Consider the following 17,490-nt stretch of genomic DNA (forward strand, 5'->3'; position numbering starts at 1 on the left):
CGTCTGACAGACCGGCATATCGCGGATTCGACTTATAATCCGCGGCATCACCCAATTCCATCATCATGTCGTCGTCCACCGCCTCCCCCACCCTCAGCGCCGCCCACCTGCTCGCCCCGCTCACCAGCGACATGGAGCAGGTGAATCGCGTTATCCGGCAAAGCCTCGCGTCCGACGTGCTGCTGATCAACCAGATCGCCGAGTACATCATCGGCGCGGGCGGCAAGCGGCTGCGTCCGGCGCTGCTGCTGCTCGTCGCCGGCGCGCTCGGCGAAACGTCGCACCAGCGGCACGTGCTGGCCGCCGTCGTCGAGTTCATCCACACGGCCACGCTGCTGCACGACGACGTCGTCGACGAATCCGAACTGCGCCGCGGCCGCCAGACCGCCAATGCGCTGTTCGGCAACGCGGCGAGCGTGCTGGTGGGCGATTACCTCTACTCGCGCTCGTTCGAGATGATGGTCGGCGTCGGCAAGATGCGCGTGATGGAGATCCTGTCCGAAGCGACGACGATCATTTCGGAAGGCGAGGTGCTGCAACTCCTCAACATGCACGACGCGGACGTCGACGAAGCGCGCTACATGCAGGTGATCCGCTACAAGACGGCGAAGCTGTTCGAGGCGTCGGCCCGTCTGGGCGCCGTGCTCGCGGGCGCCGATGCGCCGACCGAGGCCGCCGCGGCCGAATACGGCCGCCGGATCGGCACCGCGTTCCAGATCATGGACGACTGGCTCGACTATGCAGGCACCGCCGAGGCGATGGGCAAGAATGCCGGCGACGATCTCCGCGAAGGCAAGCCGACGCTGCCGCTCATCTATCTGATCGAGCGCGGCACGCCCGAACAGTCGGCGCTCGCACGCGAGGCGATCGAACAGGGCGGCACCGATCGCTTCGACACGATTTTCGAAGCGATCACGCGCTCGGGCGCGCTCGATCACACGCTCGAATGCGCGCGTCAGGAAGCGCAGGCGGCAGCAGCGGCGATTGCCGCGTTCCCCGATTCGATCTACAAGGAAAGCCTGCTCGGGTTGTGCTCATACTCGACGTCGCGGCAATCGTAAGCACGCCGCGAACGGGGAGCGAGGCCTTGTCCCGAAAAATTTCTTCATCCAAGTATTCCCTTTTAGAAAAAACATCGTTATAGTTACGTTCTTGCTTGAGACGACGCAGCGATCTTCATGAAGACGGCGAAGTCCGAAGAGCAAAAATCGGGGTGTAGCTTAGCCTGGTAGAGCGCTACGTTCGGGACGTAGAGGCCGGAGGTTCGAATCCTCTCACCCCGACCAGATTTAAAAAAACCGTGCACCGTGTGCACGGTTTTTTTTCGTCCGGCGGCCGCGCCCCCCCCCCCCGTGTCGCGCGCGACACATCGCGGTCGCCGGCCTCTGCTATATTTCCCCCATCCCTGTCCTTCACTGCCCTTTCCAACGCGTGGACCAAATTCCCTTATGGGCGCAAATCGGCGCCGTCTTCCTGCTTCTCCTCTGTTCCAGCTTTTTTTCCATTTCCGAGACCGCGATGATGGCGCTCAATCGCCATCGGCTGAAGCATCTCGCCGGCCAGGGCGTACTCGGCGCGAAAACCACGCAGGGGCTGCTCACGCGCACTGACTTGCTGCTCAGCGTGATCCTGATCGGCAACAACCTGTTCAACACGATCATCCCGGTCCTCACGACCTCGCTCGCGCTCCATACGTTCGGCCGCAACAACCTCGCGCTATCGATCGCGACCGGCGTCGTCGCATTCCTGATCATCGTGTTCGCGGAAATCGCGCCGAAGATCGTCGGCGCGACGTTCCCCGAACGCATCGCGCTGCCCGCGAGCCTCGTGATCGCCCCGCTGATGCGCGTGTTCAAGCCGGTCGTCTGGTTCGTCAATGCGCTCGCGAACGGCGTGCTGTGGGCGCTGCGCATCAACACGAAGAAGGGCCGCGACCAGCGGATGTCGGCCGACGAGCTGCGGGCCATCGTGCTCGAATCGAGCAGTTTCATGCCGACCAAGCACCGCAGCATCCTGCTCAACCTGTTCGACCTCGAGAACATCACGGTCGACGACGTGATGGTGCCGCGCCGCCAGATCGAGTCGCTCAACTTCTACGCGCCGCTCGACGACATCCTGCATCAACTCGAAACCTGCTATCACAACCGCCTGGTCGTCTACGAAGGCGACATCGACAAGGTGCTCGGGGTGCTGCACGTGCGCAAGACGCTCACCGCGCTGCACAACCAGGATTTCGACCGCGAGACGCTGCGCGCGCTGCTCACCGAACCGTACTACGTGCCGTCGGGCACGCCGGTGGTCCAGCAGCTCCAGTTCTTCCAGGAAACCCGGCAGCGCACCGCGCTCGTCGTCAACGAGTACGGCGAACTCGAAGGGCTCGTCACGCCCGAGGACATCATCGAGGAACTGATCGGCGAATTCACGACGTCGATGCCGCGCAGCGAACGCGCGGGCGGCTGGGACGAGAACGGCGAATGCATCGTCTCGGCCAGCATGCCGCTGCGCGAACTGAACCGCTGGCTGCACCTGAAACTGCCGACCGACGGGCCGAAGACGCTGAACGGACTGGTACTCGAGATCCTCGAGGAAATTCCGGAAGACGACGTGTGCGTGAAAATCGGCGACGTGATGCTCGAAGTGATGCGCAGCGACGATCAGGCCGTACGCACCGTCAAGCTGTTCAAGCCGCGCGGCACACGCACCGGACGCGCCGCCGCGCGCTAGCCGAACGGCCGACTGCCGGCGCCGCCCGCGACGCGCGATCATCTGCGCATCACGGTCAACAGGCGGCCAGCGTGCCGGCTCACATGCATTTCCCTTCCTCCGGGGCGCCGCTGCACACGCAGTCGTCGCCCGCGCATTCCGGCGCACCGCCGGCCGCCGCGCCCCCTGCACTCGATGCGGCCCAGCTCGACGATGCCCCCGCCGTACGCCTGCTGACGGACACACTGCATGCGGCGCGCGTGCGCGACGCATCGGACATCCACGTCGAGCCGTTCGAAGCCGGCTGGCGCATTCGCCTGCGCGTCGACGGCGTGCTGCATGAACTGGCGCGACCGCCGCTGCACCTGCGCGATGCGCTCGTCACGCGGATCAAGGTGCTCTCGCGCATGGACATCGCCGAGCGGCGGCTTCCTCAGGACGGCCGGCTGCGCATTGCGGTCGACGGCGGCACGCGCGGCGACTACCGCGTCAGCTCGCTGCCCACGCTGTTCGGCGAAAAGCTCGTGCTGCGGCGGCTCGAAACGCTGCCGCCCGATCTCACGCTTGCCAACCTCGGCTTCGACGCGCGGCAGGCGGCCGCGATGGAGGCCGCGATCCGCGCGCCGCATGGCCTCGTGCTCGTCACGGGCCCGACCGGCAGCGGCAAGACGCTGTCGCTCTACTGCGCGCTGCAGATGCTCGATCGCGACGCGCACAACGTCTGCACGGTCGAGGATCCCGCCGAGATCCAGCTCGACGGAATCAATCAGGTCGGGGTCGCCGACAAGGCGGGGCTCACGTTCGCGACGGCGCTGCGCGCGCTGTTGCGGCAGGATCCGGACGTCATCATGGTCGGCGAGATTCGCGATGCGGAGACGGCCGATGTCGCGATCAAGGCCGCGCAGACCGGTCATCTCGTGCTGTCGACGCTGCACACGAACGACGCGCCGGCCGCCGTCGCGCGGCTGCTCGACATCGGCGTCGCGCCGTACAACCTCGCCGCCGCGCTGCACCTCGTCACCGCGCAGCGTCTCGTCCGGCGCCTGTGCGTCGCCTGCCGCGTGCGTTCGGACGCGTCGGCGCGCGCGCTGCGGGAATCCGGGTGCGACCCGGCGGCGCTGGCAGCCGGATGGCGGCCGTTCGTCGCGCGCGGCTGTTCCGCCTGTCACGGGATCGGCTATCGCGGCCGCATCGGCCTGCACCAGACGATGCCGATATCGCCCCGGCTGGCCGAGCGCATCGTCGCGCGGGCGAGCGTCGGCGAACTCGCGCAATGCGTGGCGACCGAGGGCGTGCGCACGCTGCGCGACGCGGCACTCGCGCGCGTCATGGACGGCACGACGAGCATCGCGGAAGCCGTCGCCGCCACACCCGCGGCGTGAACATGCGCACGCCGCCGCGCGAAACCCGCTTTGCATGGCGCGGCCGCCATCGCGACGGCTCGCCGCGCCGCGGGATCGTCATCGCCTTTGACGCCGCGGCCGCGCGCGCCACGCTCGCGCGCGACGGCGTCGCGGTACTGTCGCTCGACGTCCGCGGGCCGGCCCGTCCGCCTGCGGCGGCCGCGCGCGACATCACGCGCTTCACGCGCCAGCTCGCGAGCCTGCTGCAAGCCGGCCTGCCGCTTGCGCCGTCGCTCGAGATGCTCGCGCGCACCCGCACGCGCGACGGCGTGCCGCGCATCGCCGCGGGGCTCGCGCGCGAAATCGTCGGCGGCCGGCGCTTCGCCGATGCGCTCGCACGCTATCCATCGCAGTTCGGCACGCTGTATCGCCAGTTGATCGAAGTCGGTGAAGCGTCCGGTTCGCTCGGCATCGTGCTGACGCGGCTCGCGGAACACCGCGAGCGCGCCGATGCGCAATGGCGCAAGCTGCGCGCGGCGCTCGCGTATCCGGCCGCCGTCATCCTGTTCGCGCTCGCGATCTCGGCAGCATTGATGGTGTGGGTCGTGCCGACCTTCCGTCAGATCTTCGACGGTTTCGGCGCCGCCCTGCCCGCACCGACCCGCGCACTGCTCGCGCTGTCCTCCGCGCTGTCGGCCTGGGGCGGTGTGCTTCTGGCCGGCGCGGCCGCCACGGGGCTCGCCGCGCAGCACGCGCTTCGACGCTCGGCCGCGCTGCGTCATGCGCTCGCGCGACACCTGCTGCGCGCCCCGCTCGCGGGCAGCGCACTGGAGCGGTTCGCGGCCGCACGCTGGTGCCGCTCGCTGGCGACCCTGCTCGGCGCCGGCGTGCCGCTCGCCGATGCATTCGCCACGCTCGAGCGCACGGCCGGCCATCCGGTGTTCGCGCACGCCACCGCGCACATCGCCGCACGCGTGTTGCGCGGCGTGCGTCTGGCCGACGCGATGCATTCGGCCGGCTGCTTTCCGGACGACGTCGTGCAACCGATCGCCGTCGCCGAGGAATCCGGTGCGCTCGATACGATGCTGGCCGACATCGCCGCGTCGTGCGAACGCCAACTCGACGCGCGCCTCGATGCGCTCGCGGCGCTCGGCGAACCGTTGATCGTGATCGTCCTGGGCGCCCTCGTCGGCGGCCTCGTGATCGCGATGTACCTGCCGATCCTTCAACTCGGCAACGTGGTGTAGCATCGCAACCGATTCTGTCGCCTTTTTGTCCGAACCTCGAGCCTCATGACGCCAGCGCCCCTGTCCGCCGTTTCCGATTCGCCCGAGCGCGCGCTGCTCGCGCTGGCGTTGCTGCCGCCCGCGCTGCAGTATGCGTTCGCGGTCGTCATCGGCCTTTGCATCGGCAGCTTCCTGAACGTGGTCGTGCACCGGTTGCCCGTGATGATGCAGCGCGCGTGGCAGGCGGAGATCGCCGAAGCGACGGGCGCCGCGAGCGCCCCGCCCGACGACGGTTATCCGCCGCGCTACGATCTGTGGCGCCCGCGCAGCGCCTGCCCGCACTGCGGCCACGTATTGCGCGCGTGGGAAAACATCCCGCTCGTCAGCTACCTGATGCTGCGCGGGCGCTGCCGCCGCTGCGGCCATGCGATCGGCGTCCGCTATGTGCTCGTCGAACTCGCGTGCGCGCTGCTCGCCGCCGCCTCGCTCGCGGCGTTCGGCCCGACCGTCGCCGCGCTTGCCGCGTTCGCGCTGTGCGCGGCGCTGCTCGCGATGAGCGCGATCGATATCCGGACCGGCTACCTGCCCGACTCGATGACGCTGCCGCTGCTGTGGGCCGGGCTCGTCATGAACCTCGGCGGCACCTTCACGTCGCTGCGCTCGGCCGTGATCGGCGCGATGGCCGGCTACCTGTTCCTGTGGTCGATCTACTGGCTGTTCAAATGGCTGCGCGGCATCGAGGGCATCGGTTTCGGCGACCTGAAGCTGCTTGCCGCGCTCGGCGCGTGGATGGGCTGGGCCGCACTGCCGCAGGTCGTGCTGTTCGCAGCGGTGACCGGTGCGATCGTCGGGCTCGTCGCGACCTGGCACGGCCGCATGCGCTTCGAGGAGCCGATTCCGTTCGGCCCGTTCCTCGCGGCCGGCGGCGTCGCCACGTTGTTTTTCGGCACCCCTTTCTATGCGGCGCTCGGAGGCTGACATGTTTTCCGTAGGACTCACGGGCGGTATCGGCAGCGGCAAGACGACCGTCGCCGACCTGTTCGGCGCCCGTGGCGCATCGCTCGTCGATACCGACCTGATTGCCCATCGCATCACCGCACCGGGCGGCCTCGCGATGCCGGCGATCGAGCAAGCTTTCGGTCGCGACTTCGTGGCCGCCGACGGCTCGCTCGATCGCGCGAAGATGCGCACGCTGATCTTCAGCGACGATGACGCGCGCCGGCGCCTCGAAGCGATCACGCATCCGCTGATCCGCGCGGAAACCGATCGCGAGGCGCACGAAGCACAGGGCCCGTACGTGATGTTCGTCGTGCCGCTGCTGGTCGAATCGGGCACCTGGAAGGCGCGCAGCGATCGCGTGCTCGTCGTCGACTGCCCGGTCGAAACGCAAATTGCGCGCGTGATGCGGCGCAACGGTTTCACGCGCGAACAAGTCGAAGCGATCATCGCGCGGCAGGCGACGCGCGAAGCCCGCCTCGCGGCGGCCGACGACGTGATCGTCAACGACGCGGTCACGCCCGCCGCGCTCGCCGCGCAGGTCGATGCACTGCATCAACGTTATGTCGGATTCGCGGCCGCCGCGCACTGAGCGTCGCGCGCGATCGTGATGGTGTACGAAATTGGTGCGTTGCTAGGGTAGAGAGGGGGCATTAGAATGTCCTTCATTGTTTCAATCCCTACCGACGAGGCGAGCGCGCTTGATTCTTTACGAGTATCCGTTCAACGAGCGAATTCGCACGCTGTTGCGTCTCGAAGATCTGTTCGAGCGCTTCGCGTTCTTTTTGGCTCAGGAGGACCCGCGTGAACACCACGTCGCGTTGACGACGCTGTTCGAAATCGCCGAGGTAACGGGCCGCGCGGACCTGAAATCGGATCTGATGAAGGAGCTCGAACGTCAACGCCAGACGCTCGCCCCCTTTCGCGGCAATCCGGGCATCGAGCAGAACGCGCTCGAGGCCGTGCTCGGCGAAATCGAGCAGACGCTCGCGAATCTCGCGCAGATGCAGGGCAAGACCGGCCAGCACCTCGTCGACAACGAGTGGCTCGCCAGCATCCGCAGCCGCGCGGTGATTCCGGGCGGGACGTGCAAGTTCGACCTGCCGTCGTACTACGCGTGGCAGCAATGGCCCGCCGAGCAGCGGCGCCAGGATATCGCGAAGTGGATCCTGCCGATGCTGCCGTTGCGCGATGCCGCGGCGATCGTGCTGCGGCTCGCGCGCGAATCGGGTCAGGCGTCGAAGGTCATGGCGATGCAGGGCAGCTACCAGCAGATGCTGTCCGGCCGCACCTACCAGTTGATGCAGGTCCGGGTGCCGCCGGAGCTGCGCGTGATTCCCGAAGCGAGCGCCAACAAATACATGTTGTGGGTGCGGTTCACCATGCAGGACGGCGATGTGCGGCCGCGCGCGGTGGACATCGACGTGCCGTTCCATCTGACACTGTGCAATCTGTAACGGCCGCGTGCCGGATCGATGCTTTCGTATGACTACCGTCGTGAAATGTCCGTCGTGCGGCGCCGAAGTGCGCTGGACGCCTGAAAATCAGTTCCGCCCGTTCTGTTCGGCCCGCTGCAAGCAGCTCGACCTCGGCGCATGGGCCGCGGAAAAGTACCGGATCGGGGGCGCCGCCGACGAGGGCCCGTCGTCGGAAGAGGACGGCGCCGACGGCCGTCGCGACAGCTGACCGGCACGACGCCGGCCGCCGGCGATATGGCCCGCCTTTCCGGCAGGCCGCGTCGGCGTCAACGCGACGCCGCTTCCTTCTCGAGCAGTTCCAGCACCGGCAGCGCCGCCGGCAGCAGCGGCGCGACTTCGACCGGCAGTTGCTGCCACACGAACGCCTGCCCTTCCTTGCTGTGCGGCTCGCCCGTCCAGCCCGTCACCTTGCAGAAATAGAGCCGCACGTACGCGTGCGGATAATCGTGCTCGAGCGTGTGCCAGCGGTGGCTGGCCGTGACTTCGATGCCGAGTTCCTCATGCAGCTCGCGCGCAAGCGCGTCCTCGACGCTTTCGCCGGCCTCCAGCTTGCCGCCCGGAAACTCCCAGTAACCTTCATACGGCTTGCCCTGCAGGCGTTGCGCGAGCAGATAACGGCAGCGGCCGACCGGGCCGTCCGGCTGCACCATCACGCCGACCGCGACTTCCGTCACCTTGCGGCCGTCCGGCGCCCGCACGGCGCCCTGTGCCAGGTCCTCGCTCATGCCTGCTCCTTGCGGCCCGACCAGTCGCGCGCGAACTGCCATGCGACGCGGCCCGAGCGCGAACCGCGCTCGAGCGCCCATACCAGCGCGTCGCCGCGCGCCGTCTCGATCTCCGCATCCGGGCAGCCGAAGTGACGCAGCCAGTGCGCGACGATGTCGAGGTAGTCGTCCTGCTTGAACGGATAGAAGCTGACCCACAGACCGAAGCGCTCCGACAGCGAGATCTTCTCCTCGACGACTTCGCCGGGGTGAATCTCGCCGTCCGGCAGATGCTTGTACGACTCGTTGTCGCTCATGTACTCGGGCAGCAGATGGCGGCGGTTCGACGTCGCGTAGATCAGCACGTTGTCCGACTGCGCGGCGATCGACCCGTCGAGCGCGACCTTCAGCGCCTTGTAGCCCGATTCGCCGTCCTCGAACGACAGGTCGTCGCAAAACACGATGAACCGCTCCGGACGCTGCGAAATCAGGTCGACGATGTCGCCGAGATCGTGCAGGTCGTCCTTGTCGACTTCGATCAGGCGCAGCCCGTCGTTCGCGTACGCGTTCAGGCATGCCTTGATCAGCGACGACTTGCCGGTACCGCGTGCGCCGGTCAGCAGCACGTTGTTGGCCGGCTTGCGCTGCACGAACTGCCGCGTGTTCTGGTCGATCAGCGCTTTCTGGCGATCGATGTTGTGCAGATCGTCGAGCGTGATCGACGACACGGCCGGCACCGGCTGCAGGTAACCGCGCCCCTGGCGCTTGCGCCAGCGGAACGCGTGGGCCGCGTTCCAGTCGATGGCCGCCGGTGCGGGCGGCAGCATCCCTTCGAGACGGCCGAGCAGCGCTTCCGCGCGCGTCAGAAACTGTTCAAGCTTGTCCATGTCGTTGAGCGCTCCCGATCAGGAGCGGTAATCCGCGTTGATGCTCACGTAATCGTGCGACAGGTCGCACGTCCAGACGGTGGCCTGTGCGTCGCCACGGCCGAGCAGCACGCGGATCGTGATCTCGCTCTGCTTCATCACGCGCTGGCCGTCCTCTTCCTGGTAGGCCGGGTTGCGGCCGCCCGCCTTCGCGACGAGCACGTCGTCGAGGTAGAGATCGATCTTGCCGACGTCGAGATCCGCGACGCCCGCATAGCCGATCGCCGCGAGAATCCGGCCGAGGTTGGGGTCGGATGCATAGAAGGCCGTCTTCACGAGCGGCGAATGGCCGATCGCGTACGCGATCTGGCGGCATTCGGCGACGCTCTTGCCGCCTTCGACCTGCACCGTCATGAATTTCGTCGCGCCTTCGCCGTCGCGCACGATCAGTTGCGACAGCACCTGTGCAACTTCCGTCACCGCGTCGCGCAGCGCCGCATAGGCGGGCGAATCGGTCGACGTGATCGCGGGCAGCGTGCTCTTGCCCGACGCGATCAGGATGAACGAGTCGTTCGTCGACGTGTCGCCGTCGATCGTGATGCAGTTGAACGAGCGGTCGGCCACTTCCTTCACGAGCGTGTCGAGCACCGGCTGCGCGACGTTCGCATCGAACGCGAGGAAGCCGAGCATCGTCGCCATGTTCGGCTTGATCATGCCCGCGCCCTTGCTGATGCCCGTCAGCGTGACCGTGTGGCCGTCGATCGCCACCTGGCGCGACGTCGCCTTCGGCAGCGTGTCGGTCGTCATGATCGCCTGCGCGGCGTCGAACCAGTTCGCGGCCTTGCGGTTCGCGAGCGCGGCCGGCAGGCCGGCCTTCAGCCGGTCGATCGGCAGCGGCTCGAGGATCACGCCGGTCGAGAACGGCAGCACCTGCGCCGGCTCGATGCCCGCGAGACGCGCGAGTTCCGTGCAGGTCTCGCGTGCGTTCACGAGGCCCGGCTCGCCGGTGCCCGCGTTCGCATTGCCCGTATTCACGACCAGCGCGCGGATGCCCGCGCCGCCGGCCCGTACTTTCGCCAGATGCTCGCGGCAGACGGTGACCGGCGCCGCGCAGAAACGGTTTTCGGTGAACACGCCCGCGACCGTCGCGCCTTCGTCGACGGAGATGACCAGCACGTCCTTGCGATTCGGCTTGCGGATGTTCGCTTCCGCCCAGCCGAGCGTGACGCCGGCGACGGGATGCAGTTGGGCGGGATCGATCGACGGAAAATTGACAGCCATGGGGCACACCTGCCGGATGGAAAATGCCGGCACATGCCGGCATCGATTGGAAGAACCGGCGGCCGCACGCGCGGGCCGCCGCAACTCACATCACTGACTCGAAGCGACGAACGACGCGGCACGCGTGACGCGTGCCGCCGCCGATCATGACAGCTTCCCGTGACATTGCTTGTACTTCTTGCCGCTGCCGCACGGGCACGGGTCGTTGCGGCCGACCTTCGGCATTTCGCCGCCGGGGCCGCTGTGCGTCATCGCGCTGCCGACCATGTCGGCCGTCGCCGTGGCGGCCGCCGCAGCCGTGACGTTCGCCACCGGCGCGCCGGCGTCCGCGTAGTCGGCGTGCTGGTATTCGACGTTCTCGAGATGACCGCCGCGCTCCTCGATCTGCTCGGCGGCCTCCTCGAGCTGCTCCGGCGACTGGATCTGCACGTTCATCACGATGCGCGTGACTTCCTGCTTGATCGCGTCGAGCATCGCGGCGAACAGCTCGAACGCCTCGCGCTTGTATTCCTGCTTCGGATTCTTCTGCGCATAGCCGCGCAGATGGATGCCCTGGCGCAGGTGGTCGAGCGCCGCGAGGTGTTCGCGCCACAGGCGGTCGACCGTCTGCAGCATCACCGAACGCTCGAATGCGCTGAACGATTCGCGGCCGACCATCGCGACCTTCGCCTCGTACTGCTCGTCGGCGGCCGTCATCACCGCGTCGAGAATCTCCTCGGCCGTGATCGACGACGACTCGTTCACCATTTCCTGGATCGCGAGGTCGAGCTGCCAGTCGTTGCGCAACGCTTCCTCGAGCTCGGGCACGTCCCACTGCTCTTCGATGCTGCCTTCCGGCACGAACTGGCGGACGACTTCGGTAATCACGCCGTGACGCATCGCGGTGATCGTCTCGGTGATGTCGTGCGCCTCGAGCAATTCGTTGCGCTGCTGGTAGATCACCTTGCGCTGGTCGTTCGACACGTCGTCGTATTCGAGCAGCTGCTTGCGGATGTCGAAGTTGCGCGCTTCGACCTTGCGCTGCGCCGATTCGATCGACCGCGTGACGATGCCCGCTTCGATCGCCTCGCCTTCCGGCATCTTCAGGCGATCCATGATCGAGCGCACGCGGTCGCCCGCGAAGATGCGCAGCAGCGGATCGTCGAGCGACAGGTAGAAGCGCGACGAGCCCGGATCGCCCTGGCGGCCCGCACGGCCGCGCAACTGGTTGTCGATCCGGCGCGATTCGTGGCGCTCGGTGCCGATGATGTGCAGGCCGCCCGCGGCCTTCACCTGCTCGTGCAGCGTTTCCCACTCGTCGTGCAGCTTCTGGATGCGGCGCGCCTTTTCGTCGGCCGGGATCGTGTCGTCGGCCTCGATGAACGCGGCCTGCTTCTCGACGTTGCCGCCGAGCACGATGTCGGTGCCGCGGCCGGCCATGTTGGTCGCGATCGTCACGCGGTTCGGACGACCGGCTTCCGCGACGATCGCCGCTTCGCGCTCGTGCTGCTTCGCGTTCAGCACTTCGTGCGGCAGCCCGGCCTGCTTCAGCAGGTGCGACAGCAGTTCGGAGTTCTCGATCGACGTCGTGCCGACCAGCACCGGCTGGCCGCGCTCGTAGCAGTCGCGGATGTCGCGGATCACCGCGTCGTAGCGCTCCTTGGCCGTCTTGTAGATCTGGTCCTGCTTGTCGATCCGCTTCGGCGGGCGGTTGGTCGGGATCACGACCGTCTCGAGGCCGTAGATCTCGTTGAATTCGTATGCCTCGGTATCCGCGGTACCGGTCATGCCGGCCAGCTTCGCGTACATCCGGAAGTAGTTCTGGAACGTGATCGATGCGAGCGTCTGGTTCTCGCTCTGGATCTTCACGTGCTCCTTCGCCTCGACGGCCTGATGCAGGCCGTCGGACCAGCGGCGGCCCGCCATCAGGCGGCCCGTGAATTCGTCGACGATGACCACTTCGCCGTTCTGCACGACGTAATGCTGATCCTTGTGGAACAGCGTGTGGGCGCGCAGCGCCGCGTACACGTGGTGCATCAGCGTGATGTTCTGCGGCGCGTACAGGCTTTCGCCCTCGCCGATCAGGCCCCATTCGGCGAGCAGGCGTTCGGCCTTCTCGTGGCCCGATTCCGTCAGGAACACCTGGCGCGCCTTCTCGTCGAGCGTGTAGTCGCCCGGCTTCTCGACGCCCGTGCCGTCGGCCTTCTCTTCGCCGATCTGGCGCTCGAGCAGCGGCGGCAGTGCGTTCATCCGCACGTACAGCTCGGTGTGATCCTCGGCCTGACCCGAAATGATCAGCGGCGTCCGCGCTTCGTCGATCAGGATCGAGTCCACTTCGTCGACGACCGCGAAGTTCAGCGCCCGCTGCACGCGCGCGTCGGTCTCGTAGACCATGTTGTCGCGCAGGTAGTCGAAGCCGAATTCGTTGTTCGTGCCGTACGTGATGTCCGCCGCGTAGGCCTGCTGCTTCTGGTCGTGCTCCATGCCGGACAGGTTGATGCCGACCGACAGACCGAGGAAATTGTAGAGGCGCGCCATCCATTCGGCGTCGCGCTGCGCGAGGTAATCGTTGACGGTCACGACGTGCACGCCGCGGCCCGCCAGCGCATTCAGGTACACGGGCAGCGTCGCGACGAGCGTCTTGCCTTCGCCCGTGCGCATTTCCGCGATCTTGCCGTAGTGAAGCACCATGCCACCGATCATCTGCACGTCGAAGTGCCGCATCTTCAGCACGCGGCGGCTCGCCTCGCGACAGACCGCGAAGGCCTCGGGCAACAGCTTGTCGAGCGACTCGCCGGCCGCGACCCGCTGGCGGAATTCATCCGTCTTGCCGCGCAACTGGTCGTCCGTCAGCTTCTCGATCTGCGTTTCGAGCGCATTGATCGTCGCGACGGTCTTTTGGTATTGCTTGACGAGCCGCTGGTTGCGGCTGCCAAAAATTTTCTGAAGAAAACCGGTTGTCATCGGATCGGATCCTGCGTCGCAGCACCGGCGCCCGGCGCGTGTTGCGCGCCCCGGCGCCCGAGCCTCGGCGGCTTAGCGAATTAGTGGACTCAAACGTCGAATTTTAGCACGCGGGGACGCATGCGCCTGCGTCCCGGCCGGACGGGCATTGCGCGCCCAAGCCGGGCGGACACGGGCGAAAGCTGCCCGTGCGCGGGCCGGCGCGGGTACAATCGGCTGCAACGTCCGCGCGCGTACGCGCTCGAAGAATGCCTCGATGAACCGATTTTCCAAGCGTTTCGGCCCGCTCGCCGCCTATCGCCCGCAACCCGTGTCGGAAGTGCTCGGTCGGACCGACGCATTCGCGGCGCTGCGCGCCGGCGTCGAGCAGATCGCCTCGCTGCAGCGCGACTTGGGTGCGTGCCTGCCCGACTATCTCGCGAATCACGTCGAACCGGGCTTCATCAAGGACGGCACCCTGACCCTCTTTGCCGCGCACAATGCGCTGGCCGCACGGCTGCGGCAGGTCGAAATGCGGCTGCTCGGCGATCTCCAGAGGCGCGGCTGGCCGGTGACGACGCTGCGCGTGCGCGTGCGGCCGAAGGACGCGCCGCCGCCGCCGCCCGTGAAGCAGGCGCGGATGACGTCGACCGGCGCCGCCGCGCTGCGCGATCTCGCCGACCACCTCGAACCGTCGCCGCTGCAGGCCGCGCTCGCGCGGATGGCGGCACGGCACGGCGCGAAGCCGCGTTGACCGCACCGGCCGCAGGCAGCCGCCAGCCAAAAAAAAGCGACCCGATGGGTCGCTTTTTTATCGCTTGCACCGAACGCCGGTCACGCGAAAGCCGTCTGCGCGTCGAATGCAAACCCCTTCGGCGCGGCCTGCGGATCGTCGAACGTCACGATCTCGTACGCGTCTTCGTGTGCGAGCAACTCGCGCAGCAGCGCGTTGTTCAGGCCGTGGCCCGACTTGTACGCGGTGTACGAAGCCAGCAGCGGGTGGCCGATCACGTACAGGTCGCCGATCGCGTCGAGCATCTTGTGCTTCACGAACTCGTCGTCGTAGCGCAGCCCGTCGTTGTTCAGGATCCGGTACTCGTCGAGCACGATCGCGTTGTCCATGCTGCCGCCGCGCGCCAGGCCGATCTCGCGCAGCATCTCGGCCTCGTGCGCGAAACCGAACGTGCGCGCACGCGCGATCTCGCGCACGTACGACGTGGTCGCGAAATCGACTTCGAGCTCCTGACCCGTCTTGTCGACGGCCGGGTGGCGGAAGTCGATCGAGAACTTCAGCTTGAAGCCGAAATACGGATCGAGACGCGCGAATTTGTCGCCATCGCGGATTTCGACGGGCTTCTTCACCTTGATGAAGCGCTTCGGCGCGTTCTGCTCCTCGATGCCGGCGGACTGGATCAGGAACACGAACGTGGCCGCGCTACCGTCCATGATCGGGATTTCCTCGGCCGTCACGTCGACATACAGGTTGTCGATGCCGAGACCCGCACACGCGGACATCAGGTGCTCGACCGTCGACACGCGCACGCCATCCTTCTGCAACACCGACGCGAGCCGCGTGTCGCCGATCGACATCGCCGATGCGGGAATGTCGACCGGCGTCGGCAGGTCGACGCGTGAAAAGACGATGCCCGTGCCGGGCGCGGCGGGACGGAGCGTCAACTCGATCTTGCGGCCCGAGTGGACACCGATACCCACGGTCTTCACGATGGATTTGATGGTGCGCTGCTTCAACATGGTCTTCTTCGTCTTGATTGAAGATATCAATCAGGAGTTATATTCGATAGGCGGGATTATAGCGTAATTCCCTATTCGACGCTGTCCGAAACTGCGTATCAATCTGTTTCGACAGTTTACCCGCGCCGATACGGGACGGGCCGATGCCCGGAACGGAGGCGTTTCCGGTCATCAGCCCGTGTTACAACTGCCCTGAGGCCGGCGAGCAGCGTTGCCGGAAGGCAACGGCGCACCGCACGATCAGGACGTCAACGTCGCGAGAACACTCGCCGCATCGCTCACTTCGAATTTGCCCGGCGCCTCGACGGCCAGCGTCTTGACCACACCGCCGTCAACCACCATCGCGTAGCGCAGGGAACGAATTCCCATGCCACGCGCGGACAAATCCTGCGTCAGCCCCAGCGCATGAGTGAAAGCCGCGCTGCCGTCCGCCATCATGCGCACCTTGCCCGCGGTGTGCAGATCACGTCCCCATGCGCCCATCACGAATGCGTCGTTGACGGACACGCACCAGATCTCGTCGATCCCCGCCGCGCGCAATTGCTCGGCGTGCTCGACGTAGCCCGGCACATGCTGCGCCGAACAGGTCGGCGTGAACGCGCCCGGCAATCCAAAGATCACCACCCGCTTTCCCGCAACCTGGTCGCGCACGCTGTAGGCGTTCGGCCCCAGCGTGCACCCTTCGCGCGCGTCGTCGACGAAACCGAACAATTGCGCGTCGGGCAGCGCGTCGCCCACTTGAATCATGGCTGGTCCCTCATAGCGATACGGTTTTTCAGCGTGTTGCGGACAGCACGGCCCGTCCCGCCTCGCTCGAGCGAAGAGGGCACCTTTCCCGGCCCGGCGTCGCATCCGACGCGGCCTGTCGTGGTCCGTAGCATCCGTCACGCTGGCGATACCGCGGCGGTGTCGCCGCGGCTTCGCCTGTGTTTGCGTCAGTCAGCCTGCTTGCGCAGGAAAGCCGGAATGTCGTACGTGTCGACACCCTTCTCCTGCAGCGCCTGCACGTGCGATGCCGCGGTTTCGCGCGAATTGCGCCACACCGCCGGCGTGTCGAGCGCGCCGTAGTCGGCCGTGCTGACGTGATGCGGCTGCGCATAGCCGTGCGACACCGCGCTGACCGGCTGGTTGTCCGTACCCGTGCGCAGCAGCGTCATCGGAGCCGACTGCTGCTTCTTCGCCGCACGGCCCAGACCCGTTGCCACGACCGTCACGCGCAGTGCATCGCCCATCGCGTCGTCGTACACCGCACCGAAGATCACCGTCGCATCTTCCGCCGCGTAGCTCTTGATCGTGTTCATCACTTCGCGCGTTTCCGACAGGCGCAGCGAACGGCTCGACGTGATGTTGACCAGCACGCCGCGCGCGCCCGACAGATCGACGCCTTCGAGCAGCGGGCTCGCCACGGCCTGTTCCGCCGCGAGGCGTGCGCGATCGACGCCGGCGACCGTCGCCGTGCCCATCATCGCCTTGCCCTGCTCGCCCATCACCGTCTTCACGTCTTCGAAGTCGACGTTCACGAGGCCGTCGACGTTGATGATTTCCGCGATACCCGCCACCGCGTTGTTCAACACGTCGTCCGCGCACTGGAAGCACTTGTCCATCTCGGCGTCGTCGCCCATCACGTCGAACAGCTTGTCGTTCAGGACGACGATCAGCGAGTCGACGTGATCCTCCAGTTGCTGCGAGCCTGCTTCGGCGACGCGCATGCGCTTGCCGCCCTCGAACTCGAACGGCTTGCTGACGACACCGACCGTCAGAATGCCCATCTCCTTCGCGATCTGCGCGACCACCGGTGCCGCGCCCGTGCCCGTGCCGCCGCCCATGCCGGCCGTGATGAACACCATGTGCGCGCCGCGCAGTGCGTCGGCGATGCGCTCACGCGCCTCTTCGGCTGCCGCACGGCCCATTTCCGGCTTCGCGCCGGCGCCAAGACCCGTGTTGCCAAGCTGGATCACCGACGATGCGCGCGAACGCGACAGCGCCTGGGCGTCCGTGTTCATCACGATGAAGTCGACGCCCTGCACGCCGCGGTTGATCATGTGCTGGACGGCATTGCCGCCAGCGCCGCCAACGCCGACCACCTTGATGATGGTGCCGTTGGTTTCGGTTTCCAGCATTTCGAATTCCATTGTTGCCTCCGTCAAGAGAATGACTGCTACTCGGCCGTTATTCGGCAGGAGATCGGGCAACCCCCTGTCGCGCGCCAGCCGCCGGCA

At 66.8% G+C, this 17,490-nt stretch carries 16 protein-coding genes and 1 tRNA gene; 10 read left to right on the plus strand and 7 right to left on the minus strand.

The window, feature by feature from the left end:
• Nucleotides 1-65 precede the first annotated feature (65 nt).
• The 9 genes from WS95_RS15930 (at nt 66) to WS95_RS15970 (ending at nt 7,954) form a co-directional block, all read left to right on the plus strand.
• The gene (locus tag WS95_RS15930; protein ID WP_059824566.1) at nt 66-1,061 is read left to right on the plus strand and encodes a polyprenyl synthetase family protein; all 996 of its coding nucleotides are present in this window, start codon (nt 66-68) and stop codon (nt 1,059-1,061) included.
• Nucleotides 1,062-1,209: 148 nt separating this feature from the next.
• Nucleotides 1,210-1,286, plus strand: a tRNA-Pro gene (locus tag WS95_RS15935).
• 145 nt (nt 1,287-1,431) lie between these two features.
• Nucleotides 1,432-2,724: an HlyC/CorC family transporter gene (locus WS95_RS15940; protein WP_059824568.1), complete on the plus strand. Its 1,293-nt coding sequence runs from the start codon at nt 1,432-1,434 to the stop codon at nt 2,722-2,724.
• A gap of 83 nt (nt 2,725-2,807) precedes the next feature.
• Complete coding sequence (locus tag WS95_RS15945) at nt 2,808-4,085, plus strand: GspE/PulE family protein (RefSeq protein WP_059824570.1); 1,278 nt, start codon at nt 2,808-2,810, stop codon at nt 4,083-4,085.
• Between the two features lie 2 nt (nt 4,086-4,087).
• Complete coding sequence (locus WS95_RS15950) at nt 4,088-5,293, plus strand: type II secretion system F family protein (RefSeq protein ID WP_059824572.1); 1,206 nt, start codon at nt 4,088-4,090, stop codon at nt 5,291-5,293.
• Between the two features lie 45 nt (nt 5,294-5,338).
• Nucleotides 5,339-6,250, plus strand: coding sequence for a prepilin peptidase (locus WS95_RS15955; protein ID WP_059824573.1), 912 nt, complete (start codon nt 5,339-5,341; stop codon nt 6,248-6,250).
• A gap of 1 nt (nt 6,251) precedes the next feature.
• Entirely contained in the window at nt 6,252-6,860 is a 609-nt protein-coding gene (coaE, locus tag WS95_RS15960; protein WP_059779110.1) for a dephospho-CoA kinase, read from the plus strand.
• Nucleotides 6,861-6,969: 109 nt separating this feature from the next.
• Entirely contained in the window at nt 6,970-7,725 is a 756-nt protein-coding gene (gene zapD, locus WS95_RS15965) for a cell division protein ZapD (RefSeq protein WP_027783465.1), read from the plus strand.
• 28 nt (nt 7,726-7,753) lie between these two features.
• Nucleotides 7,754-7,954 (plus strand): DNA gyrase inhibitor YacG, encoded by a 201-nt coding sequence (locus WS95_RS15970; protein WP_034206334.1) that lies wholly within the window; start codon nt 7,754-7,756, stop codon nt 7,952-7,954.
• A gap of 58 nt (nt 7,955-8,012) precedes the next feature.
• On the opposite strand, the gene WS95_RS15975 is transcribed toward WS95_RS15970, so the two are convergent.
• The 4 genes from WS95_RS15975 to secA form a co-directional block, all read right to left on the minus strand.
• Nucleotides 8,013-8,471 carry an NUDIX domain-containing protein gene (locus tag WS95_RS15975; RefSeq protein ID WP_059779106.1) on the minus strand — a complete coding sequence of 153 codons (459 nt, stop codon included), beginning with the start codon at nt 8,469-8,471 and terminating at the stop codon, nt 8,013-8,015.
• The gene (locus tag WS95_RS15980; protein ID WP_034206332.1) at nt 8,468-9,337 is read right to left on the minus strand and encodes an ATP-binding protein; all 870 of its coding nucleotides are present in this window, start codon (nt 9,335-9,337) and stop codon (nt 8,468-8,470) included. The genes WS95_RS15975 and WS95_RS15980 overlap by 4 nt, the downstream gene beginning before the upstream one ends.
• Before the next feature lie 18 nt (nt 9,338-9,355).
• Nucleotides 9,356-10,597: a bifunctional glutamate N-acetyltransferase/amino-acid acetyltransferase ArgJ gene (gene argJ / locus WS95_RS15985; protein WP_059779104.1), complete on the minus strand. Its 1,242-nt coding sequence runs from the start codon at nt 10,595-10,597 to the stop codon at nt 9,356-9,358.
• A gap of 144 nt (nt 10,598-10,741) precedes the next feature.
• Nucleotides 10,742-13,540, minus strand: coding sequence for a preprotein translocase subunit SecA (gene secA, locus WS95_RS15990; RefSeq protein ID WP_034206330.1), 2,799 nt, complete (start codon nt 13,538-13,540; stop codon nt 10,742-10,744).
• A gap of 256 nt (nt 13,541-13,796) precedes the next feature.
• Here secA and WS95_RS15995 point away from each other — a divergent pair, with 256 nt between their 5' ends.
• On the plus strand, nt 13,797-14,273 hold the full coding sequence (locus tag WS95_RS15995) for a DUF721 domain-containing protein (RefSeq protein ID WP_059824575.1): 477 nt from the start codon (nt 13,797-13,799) through the stop codon (nt 14,271-14,273).
• A gap of 80 nt (nt 14,274-14,353) precedes the next feature.
• On the opposite strand, the gene lpxC is transcribed toward WS95_RS15995, so the two are convergent.
• The 3 genes from lpxC to ftsZ all read right to left on the minus strand — a co-directional run bounded on the left by lpxC (nt 14,354) and on the right by ftsZ (nt 17,403).
• Nucleotides 14,354-15,271, minus strand: a complete 918-nt coding sequence (gene lpxC / locus WS95_RS16000; RefSeq protein ID WP_006487145.1) for a UDP-3-O-acyl-N-acetylglucosamine deacetylase — start codon at nt 15,269-15,271, stop codon at nt 14,354-14,356.
• Nucleotides 15,272-15,511: 240 nt separating this feature from the next.
• Nucleotides 15,512-16,018 (minus strand): peroxiredoxin, encoded by a 507-nt coding sequence (locus tag WS95_RS16005; RefSeq protein ID WP_059824576.1) that lies wholly within the window; start codon nt 16,016-16,018, stop codon nt 15,512-15,514.
• Between the two features lie 188 nt (nt 16,019-16,206).
• Nucleotides 16,207-17,403, minus strand: a complete 1,197-nt coding sequence (gene ftsZ, locus WS95_RS16010; protein ID WP_006477012.1) for a cell division protein FtsZ — start codon at nt 17,401-17,403, stop codon at nt 16,207-16,209.
• Nucleotides 17,404-17,490: the final 87 nt, after the last annotated feature.

It is taken from the genome of Burkholderia sp. MSMB1826, assembly GCF_001526325.1.
Classification (GTDB): Bacteria; Pseudomonadota; Gammaproteobacteria; order Burkholderiales; family Burkholderiaceae; genus Burkholderia.

Excerpts from the sequence above, each read along its gene's own strand:
- WS95_RS15930 (WP_059824566.1), top strand. The coding sequence starts at position 66 with ATGTCGTCGTCCACCGCCTCCCCCACCCTCAGCGCCGCCCACCTGCTC.
- WS95_RS15945 (WP_059824570.1), top strand. The coding sequence starts at position 2,808 with ATGCATTTCCCTTCCTCCGGGGCGCCGCTGCACACGCAGTCGTCGCCC.
- WS95_RS15950 (WP_059824572.1), top strand. The coding sequence starts at position 4,088 with ATGCGCACGCCGCCGCGCGAAACCCGCTTTGCATGGCGCGGCCGCCAT.
- WS95_RS15955 (WP_059824573.1), top strand. The coding sequence starts at position 5,339 with ATGACGCCAGCGCCCCTGTCCGCCGTTTCCGATTCGCCCGAGCGCGCG.
- coaE (WP_059779110.1), top strand. The coding sequence starts at position 6,252 with ATGTTTTCCGTAGGACTCACGGGCGGTATCGGCAGCGGCAAGACGACC.
- WS95_RS15970 (WP_034206334.1), top strand. The coding sequence starts at position 7,754 with ATGACTACCGTCGTGAAATGTCCGTCGTGCGGCGCCGAAGTGCGCTGG.
- WS95_RS15975 (WP_059779106.1), bottom strand. The coding sequence starts at position 8,471 with ATGAGCGAGGACCTGGCACAGGGCGCCGTGCGGGCGCCGGACGGCCGC.
- WS95_RS15980 (WP_034206332.1), bottom strand. The coding sequence starts at position 9,337 with ATGGACAAGCTTGAACAGTTTCTGACGCGCGCGGAAGCGCTGCTCGGC.
- argJ (WP_059779104.1), bottom strand. The coding sequence starts at position 10,597 with ATGGCTGTCAATTTTCCGTCGATCGATCCCGCCCAACTGCATCCCGTC.
- secA (WP_034206330.1), bottom strand. The coding sequence starts at position 13,540 with ATGACAACCGGTTTTCTTCAGAAAATTTTTGGCAGCCGCAACCAGCGG.
- WS95_RS15995 (WP_059824575.1), top strand. The coding sequence starts at position 13,797 with ATGAACCGATTTTCCAAGCGTTTCGGCCCGCTCGCCGCCTATCGCCCG.
- lpxC (WP_006487145.1), bottom strand. The coding sequence starts at position 15,271 with ATGTTGAAGCAGCGCACCATCAAATCCATCGTGAAGACCGTGGGTATC.
- WS95_RS16005 (WP_059824576.1), bottom strand. The coding sequence starts at position 16,018 with ATGATTCAAGTGGGCGACGCGCTGCCCGACGCGCAATTGTTCGGTTTC.
- ftsZ (WP_006477012.1), bottom strand. The coding sequence starts at position 17,403 with ATGGAATTCGAAATGCTGGAAACCGAAACCAACGGCACCATCATCAAG.